At 58.9% G+C, this 7,276-nt stretch carries 6 protein-coding genes and 2 pseudogenes; 4 read left to right on the top strand and 4 right to left on the bottom strand.

Going from position 1 to position 7,276, the window contains the following annotated elements; genetic code table 11:
• The first annotated feature begins 328 nt into the window (after positions 1 to 328).
• Positions 329 to 616 carry a DUF4148 domain-containing protein gene (locus tag P0D96_RS47145; protein ID WP_408261365.1) on the top strand — a complete coding sequence of 96 codons (288 nt, stop codon included), beginning with the start codon at positions 329 to 331 and terminating at the stop codon, positions 614 to 616.
• Between the two features lie 12 nt (positions 617 to 628).
• Here the strand turns inward: P0D96_RS47145 and P0D96_RS47140 are convergent.
• Both P0D96_RS47140 and P0D96_RS47135 read right to left on the bottom strand, forming a co-directional pair.
• Positions 629 to 894 (bottom strand): annotated as a pseudogene (locus tag P0D96_RS47140) (hypothetical protein); the annotation flags it as partial.
• A gap of 385 nt (positions 895 to 1,279) precedes the next feature.
• Positions 1,280 to 1,546, bottom strand: coding sequence for a DUF4148 domain-containing protein (locus tag P0D96_RS47135; RefSeq protein WP_408183505.1), 267 nt, complete (start codon positions 1,544 to 1,546; stop codon positions 1,280 to 1,282).
• 494 nt (positions 1,547 to 2,040) lie between these two features.
• Between P0D96_RS47135 and P0D96_RS47130 the strand changes: the two genes are divergently transcribed.
• Positions 2,041 to 2,796 carry a c-type cytochrome gene (locus P0D96_RS47130; RefSeq protein ID WP_408321104.1) on the top strand — a complete coding sequence of 252 codons (756 nt, stop codon included), beginning with the start codon at positions 2,041 to 2,043 and terminating at the stop codon, positions 2,794 to 2,796.
• Between the two features lie 83 nt (positions 2,797 to 2,879).
• Here P0D96_RS47130 and P0D96_RS47125 read toward each other — a convergent pair whose 3' ends face one another.
• Both P0D96_RS47125 and P0D96_RS47120 read right to left on the bottom strand, forming a co-directional pair.
• Positions 2,880 to 3,146 (bottom strand): hypothetical protein, encoded by a 267-nt coding sequence (locus P0D96_RS47125; protein WP_408261369.1) that lies wholly within the window; start codon positions 3,144 to 3,146, stop codon positions 2,880 to 2,882.
• 211 nt (positions 3,147 to 3,357) lie between these two features.
• Complete coding sequence (locus P0D96_RS47120; RefSeq protein WP_408321102.1) at positions 3,358 to 3,777, bottom strand: DUF3331 domain-containing protein; 420 nt, start codon at positions 3,775 to 3,777, stop codon at positions 3,358 to 3,360.
• Positions 3,778 to 5,232: 1,455 nt separating this feature from the next.
• On the opposite strand from P0D96_RS47120, the gene P0D96_RS47115 reads away from it, so the two are divergent.
• Positions 5,233 to 5,415 carry a hypothetical protein gene (locus P0D96_RS47115; RefSeq protein WP_408183509.1) on the top strand — a complete coding sequence of 61 codons (183 nt, stop codon included), beginning with the start codon at positions 5,233 to 5,235 and terminating at the stop codon, positions 5,413 to 5,415.
• An 831-nt stretch (positions 5,416 to 6,246) separates the two neighbouring features.
• Positions 6,247 to 6,970 (top strand): annotated as a pseudogene (locus tag P0D96_RS47110) (benzoate-CoA ligase family protein); the annotation flags it as partial.
• Positions 6,971 to 7,276 lie beyond the last annotated feature (306 nt).

The following is a 7,276-nucleotide window of genomic DNA, read 5'->3' as shown; positions in this document are numbered from 1 at the left end:
GAGCGAGGACCACGAATGTGTAGGGCCGGCGCAGCGCGAGCTTGACGATCCACATGACGGTTTCCTGAGAAGAGGCAGATGGAAGCGCCCGTCTTTTGAATGCAACGGACGGCGCATGGGATGCGCTTCATGACTCAGGAGTGTGATGGTCGGGGGCTTACGGGCTGCGGTCCGGTAAATTACAAGTCTGTTATCTGGAGCTTTTTTATCGCCTGCGCGCGGATAACAGAACGGTAATCTGCGGGTCAGTGCGTCGACAGGTGAAATGACAAGAATGTGAAGCGTGGTTCGGACCACTCATTTCTTGCACATCATCAGAGAGACCATCATGAAACTGCTTACAGCTTTTGCCGTTACCGCCCTCAGCCTGTCGTTCGGCACCGCCGCATTTGCGCAATCCAATCCGTCGGGACTGACGCATGCGGAGGTCATGGCGCAATTGCAACAGGCCCAGGCCGAAGGACTGGTCCCGTCTCACAACAACGACTATCCGCCGTCGGAGGCCACGATCGCCCGCAATCGCGAGATCTACGCGATCCAGCACCGTACGGACGGGGCACACGAGGTGAACACAGCGGGAATGCCTGCGGCTCATTCCGCGCCGGCCTCGAACTGATGCCCGGGTGGTTCAACATGCAGCGTTGACGACGCCTGGGTGGACGCCGACAAGATTGGCGAACGGGTCGTTGTTCAGAAAAAAAATCACCCGTCGCGCCGGCGCCAGCGACTCGTAGTCCATCGTCACGCCGTTCTCGTACGCGGAATCGCTGCCTTTTCGCGTTGCCCGTATAGCGTCGCAATGGTGCTGCCGCCGAGACCCAGCTTACCCCAGCTCATCGGCGCCTGTTTGCCGTATACGCAGGTCGCCCCCGCAGGCTGTCCGGCTGCGCTAGGGGCACGGCGCGGCTGCCATTCGCGTCGGCGGATTTTGTGATATGCCGGGCGTGAGATGGAAAATCTACCTGTTTTCGTCGCGACGCAAGCTTGTGAATCCGACAACCCATGGATTGTTAGCCGACGAGTAAGGTGTAATCGCTGCCGAAGCTCAACTCCCCTACGACAATGCGCTGGCTGAAATGAATCAAACGGCCGCCTACAGATTGCGCCACGGCCCAAGCCGATGCATTAGTTCTGTCTTGTACCGCCGAGATGTTGAAACTCGATTGGGTCGACTGGTTCAATCATCGGATTGCTTGAGCCGATCTGCAACGGAGGCGGAAAGCCTCGCGCATTCCTAAGGCATGACTATCGCGTTCATTAGGAATGGCGATTGGATCGCTCAAAGGCATCGACATAGCATGCACCGCTCGGTTGGCGAGGAACCATCCATTGACACCCCGCCGACGGCTGTGCTGCTCATGTCCTGCCCGTGAAGACGCGCCTGCGCTGCCGGAATATCCGCTGGATAGTACACATCCTTGGCACTCGGGCGATAACCGGTTTGTTCAACTTGCACCAGGTCCGCGCGCACTTGGGCATGTGACACCGGCGCAGTGGTGTCCTGTGCAAAAGAAACCGCCGGGGCGGCCAGTGCGCTGGCAACCAACGCCCCTTAGATAAGAGCATTCATGGTGGATCGCCTCCTCGAGTTAGCTGCAGTCGGCTTCACGCAGGATGAGTCAAGCCGTGGACCTCACCCTTGATGCTGATGAGTAAGCTAAATTCTACACGGAGGCCTTGACGCGATACTGGCGCTCGCATTACATCGATGTCATGTTCGGATAGAGATGTATCTTCCCAGCGTCGACATAGCTGAATCTGCCAACTCTCCTGTGGATCACAGTGAGACGTTCGGCCGTCGATTTAAGGACTCCGGATCTACCATGAACCATGGATCGTCGAATGGGCCGGCTGAATAACCGTTAAGTTGCGGTCCGATTACATTTTCGTCATCGGACATGCTCATCGATCGTCTTTATCAAGGCTCAAATCCTTGCGCATGCTCAATCCCTGGGACTTCATAGCCATCGTCAATGAGCGTCATCGATAGAACCAAATTCACCCGCCGGTTGACTATAGACAGAATGGGGCGAACCTCAAATGGAAGATCAGATGCTCGAAATCATCAAGCGATTCAATGTACGCAATTCGGACAAGAGGTCTCGCGGAGAGCAAGGGCAGCACGAGAAGGCGGGTTCATATCGTCGACACGTCATGTCGCGCGGCGCCAAAGTAGGTTTGGCGGCGTCGCTTGGTGCGTTCGCGAGCCTATGCTTCGCCCAGAGCCAGACTGCGACCGCAAGTACAAGCAACGTTGCGCAGGGTCCGTCGATTGCGACGTGTGTCGCATGCCATGGTGCGCTGGGTGCCGGAAGTGAAATGGGCGTGCCGCGGCTGGCAGGCAAGAATCCGGAGTACCTTGCACACGCGCTGTCGATGTTCAAGGCCGGCACGCGTGTCAGCCCTCAGATGCAGGCGGTCGCTCAGAACCTGTCGGACAGCGACATGCGAGCTCTCGCGGTCTTCTTCTCGAACCAGCATCCGCCGCTTGTGAAAGCTCCGCAGCCGCCAGCTCCGGAGCTCGTCGCGGCCGGCAAACAACTCGCCGAAATGGGAGCGGGCACGAGCGTACTGGCATGTTTCAGCTGCCACGCCGCGGGCGGCAAGGGCAATGGCGCGCGCTTCCCCGGTATCGCAGGCGAGCCCGCCGCTTTTACCGTCGCCCGGCTGCACGAATTCCAGGCGCGCGCAAAAGCCGCACCTCCGAAAGCTGGAACAATGACGGCAGTAGCGGGTACGCTGAATGACACGCAGATCGAGCAGGTCGCCGCTTATCTGTCCGTTAGCGGACCCTGAGGATCCGGAACGAGGAGCTGGGTAACGCTAATGGGACCGGCGAGTCGTACAAACGGGTTCGGGACAAGCTGCTCCCCGGGCGGCTAGCCGGCGAACAGAATAGAAAAGTAGCGACTGAGTGATTGTCCGGACGAGCCGGCCTTCAGGCGGTCGACCGGGTAATCAACGTCACAACAGATCCTCAACGCTGACATCGCGCAGGAAGCAAAGGTCAGTGCTCCGGAAACGAGTTGTGCAGACCTTTCTTTAACAGGGTCGGCCGTTCGCTGCGCCGGTGGCGCGAGTTGCTTCTGGGCTTTCAGTACCCGGCCGAGTTCGCGATTGCCAGCAGCGACCAACCTGGTCGCCATCTTCTGCATCCTGCGTGGCGGGTATTCTGGCTGACCGAGATCAATCGGTCTGTACCCGAGGCTTCTCCGGAGGCGGCACTTACCCCAACCGAGGAGGACGTTTCTTGACCAGCTCGTCCAGGATACGGCACGCACCGCACAGGCGCCGCCGCTGTCACGCTGCCTGATCACGCTCGCCCAGCTGGGCGGCTATGAAAACACAAGGGTTTATTCAAACTAAGTGCGAGGCAAACGATACGGAAGCGCTTTGAAACCTGCGCTTCACTTCACCTGCAAGGATGACGCTCTCCGCGTTCGCCGGGCGCCCGTCGCGAAGATTCTTTGGATGGAAGACTGCAACGCCCCTCTTCACTGAGAGCCCGGTCAGTGCGCACACGGTATCGCGCCCCGCGAACACGCGGGTCCACGTCTGATAGCCATACCGGCCGCCAGTAGGGTCCTGCCATGCGACGATAATCATTCTGTCGTTCACGACTTCGATGATTTGGACTGCGGGCACGCGCGGATCTTCTGAATCGTCCGCGCGCGGGTTTGCCCCGGCCGAATCCCGTTCGCGCACGGCAGCACTGTCAACACCAGTATGCCCGTAGAGCTTTGCCAACCAGCGATCCAGTTCAAAAACTTTCGACATGGCACCTCCGAAGGAGCGACTTCCAGTCACTTTGTGCCCGGCTATCCGGGCGAACCTGAAAAAAAACATCCTGTCCGAAGGTTTCGAACGTCACGCATAAGCGTGTATTGGAAGCTATGTGTTTATCCTGGCCTTTCAAGCTTGACCTCGCGCTGACACGCCCGTTACAGTTTTGTCATCTGCGCCTGATTGCGAATCTGTAAATCCACGGTCACTCCGTCGATGTAACGCGCGGCCACCCGCATCGCTACCCAAAGGCGAATTGGTTGGTCTTATTCAGAGCCGAAGAACGAGATAGACTTGGCGCTGCGCGTGTGCGCCTGCGAACGGCCAAAGCCGAGCTAGGTATGGGATTTTGCTTTTCTTGAACGTAGGTCGAGTCAAACTGCGCCACGGCAAGGCGGTTGACGTTAGCTGCGACGACTCACATGCGTTCATCGACGTCTGCGGCGGACGCGCCACGCCAGTACACCCTAACTGGCAGCGTTCCGCAGAGGTGCCACTGGCCCGCGCCGCGGGCTCAACGGCCCCACTTGGGCGGCGTCGCCCGTAACGCTCGCCACAGGTTTCATTCTCTTCCTGATTAAGTGTGTGTTCGCCATGATGGGTTGCACGCAATGCCCGGGGGCTGCCAGGCGAAGGAGGCATCGAGGCGTTCACGTCAGGCCGCCGTAGTTATACCTGCCGACATGGAATGCCTTGAAATGGGCGCTGCAAGGACCAGCCCGTCTTCATGGGTTCACGCGCGTATGCATGCATAGAACGACAGCCGTTGAGTGTTCCCGTTCATGACCTTTTTGTAATCTCGCGCTCATCCGGGCGCAAGAGACATCTCGCCATACTTGTCCTTCCTGCTGTTTTCGGCGAGTTACGGAGAAGGTTATGAAGTGGCCAGCATTCACAGTTGGTGTAATGACACTTATCGCAACGGGCATGGTTGCGGCGCAGGCCAACGATGGCAAGACGGGAGCAGGTGCGCGAGGAACTTGTTTAGGCTTGGCGCGATGGACTGTTGCCAAACAAGCGGTATGAGTATTATCCGAGCGCTGACAACATTGCAAGAAACAAGGAGCTTTACGCAATCACGCATCCCGAAGATGCCGCAGTGAAAAAATCTTCCAATGGAACAACTAAGTGATTTTAAGGCGCTACACGTAGCTGTTCGCTCGAGAGTTCAACGCTGCCCCGAGTGGCCCGTCTGCTCGCGCATTTGGAAGAGTACGCATGCGCGTCAGGCATTTCCGAGCTTTGGCTGTTCTTAACGACGGCGCCCGACGTTTTTTTCCCGGCTCGCCGTCAGCATCATTCGACGGAAAATCATGCTTAAGTTGATTGCGTTTCTCGCCACGGCAGCGAGCTTGAGTGGTTGCGCGGTAGCACCAGGATACGGGGACGCCCAGTCATACGATTCGGTGTACGGCTATGCTGTCTCCGGACCGGAGTTCGGGACCTGCAGTGTTTGGGGCGACTGCGGCGGTTGGGGCGGCCATCGCTGGCACGGCGACCGTTGGCACAGCGGATGGCACCGCGGACATGGAGGCGGTGGTGGACATGGAGGCGGTGGCGGACATGGCGGTGGAGGCGGCCATGGCGGCGGCCACTGACACGTTCGCCGGTCGGACTCTATATGGCCGCTAAAAATTCGTCGCTTGACGGCGGCTTGCACATGGGTCGAGAAACCGCCCGGAGCGGGAGGGGCCAGGGCGCAGGGCGCAGCACGCCGACTCGATAAGGTTGGCCGTGAGCCCGTCAGATTTCTTGTGTGTTGAGGTCATGACACGATACCGAAAGGAACGCCTTTATGACCGAAAAAACCGAGCGCGCCGAAGCTGTTTCCGGATGAGCTGGCCTTTGCGCAATCGACCCGCGTTGTTGCTTCGATCGCGCAGCCCGCCAACAACTCGCTCCAGTTTCCGAGCGGCCGTTCCGCCGGTCTGCCCGCGGCCGATGGGTCCCGACATATAGCGGGCCGACGCCGGCCAGGACTCCCGCACAGGTCTATCAGGAGACCGTGCATGCAGAGCTGGACTGGCAGCTAGCGCATCTCAACTCGCTGGCGTCGGCCCGCCACTGGCGCGCCGACGCGATTACAGAGGAGCGCGCCCGAGCACCAGCTCATGCTGCGAAGCGAGTATCAGCGTTCACCCTCGACTGGAGAACATCGTTGTAGCGGCATGGCATTCATCAAAACGGTCACGGCGCTTTATCAATTGTATCAACTGCCATTAGCGCATCGATCTTCGCGCAGGATCAGGTCCTCGAAAAGTCTCTTGAGAACTGAGGCAAGCGATGCATAGATCAAATTTATTTGCACGCGCTAGTCTTGCTGGCCGTTCCTCCGATCAGTTTTTTTAACAACCTACTTGACGGATATTGTCGCAATGAATACCTATCCCCCGTGCGGGCAGAGGGCGGCAGGAAGCGGCCGATCAGCAGCGTGCTCGAAATCGCCGTGGCTGTGGTGCGAATTACGGGCTGGGCAACGCCCTGACATTCCCCCTGTCGGTCGGCGCTACGGCAGTCCTGATGGCGGAATGCCCCACCGCCGACGCCGTGTACGCGCGCCCGGTGCACCATCGTCCGACAATTTTCTCCGGTGTGCCGACGCTGTACGCCAGCATGATGGCCTCGCCCCGGCTGCCCGCACGTGCAGATGTCGCATTGCGCATCTGCACATCGGCCGGCGAAGCACTGCCGCGCGAAATCGGCGAGCGCTTCACGGCCCATTTCGGGTGCGAAGTTCTCGACGGCATCGGGTCGACCGAGATGCTGCACATCTTTTTATCGAATCGTGTCGGCCACGTCGAATACGGCACTACCGGTACGCCGGTGCTCGGTTATGCGGTCGAATTGCGCGACGAAACCGGCCAGCCGGCGCCCGACGGTGAGATCGGTGATCTCTACGTCAAAGCGCCGAGCGCGGCGCTGACGTACTGGTGCAATCGCGAGAAATCGCGGGCAACGTTCCTCGGCGAATGGCTTCGCAGCGGCGAGAAGTACTGCCGGTTGCCAAACGGCTGCTACGTCTACGCGGGCCGCAGCGACGATATGCTGAAGGTGAGCGGGCAATATGTTTCGCCGGTTGAAGTCGAAATGGTGCTGGTCGAGCATGACGCGGTGCTCGAAGGGGCAGTCGTCGGGGGTCGATCACGATGGCCTGGTCAAGACACGCGCATATGTCGTGCTCAAGCAGCCTCCCCTGGTGCAGTGCGAGCCACGGGCAACGGGATGTCAAAGCCAAGGAAAGCGGGACTTCCTGTTCGTGGTCGGTGCGCTCGACGTGGAGCGTTGAAAGGCCTTGCCATGGGCGAGGTTGACTACCAAGGCGGCTAGGAAATACATGGAGTGGTCCGAGATAGGGTGCTTGCGATGCGATAAGTTCTCGCGATTAGTCTCTAGGTTATTTAAACGTATGTCTCATGCTACAACGTCCAACGTCCCGAAAACAGCAGCTACACTAAAACCGTCTTTAACTTTAAGTTGTGAACCGCCCCGGGAA

This window comes from Paraburkholderia sp. RL17-347-BIC-D (genome assembly GCF_046027915.1).
Classification (GTDB): Bacteria; Pseudomonadota; Gammaproteobacteria; order Burkholderiales; family Burkholderiaceae; genus Paraburkholderia.
Note: the sequence above shows the minus strand (reverse complement) of the source record. Positions and strands in the feature narration are given on the sequence as shown.

Bases quoted from the DNA above. Each gene is read 5' to 3' on its own strand.
- P0D96_RS47130 (WP_408321104.1), top strand. From the start codon at position 2,041: ATGGAAGATCAGATGCTCGAAATCATCAAGCGATTCAATGTACGCAAT.
- P0D96_RS47145 (WP_408261365.1), top strand. From the start codon at position 329: ATGAAACTGCTTACAGCTTTTGCCGTTACCGCCCTCAGCCTGTCGTTC.
- P0D96_RS47120 (WP_408321102.1), bottom strand. From the start codon at position 3,777: ATGTCGAAAGTTTTTGAACTGGATCGCTGGTTGGCAAAGCTCTACGGG.
- P0D96_RS47125 (WP_408261369.1), bottom strand. From the start codon at position 3,146: ATGGCGACCAGGTTGGTCGCTGCTGGCAATCGCGAACTCGGCCGGGTA.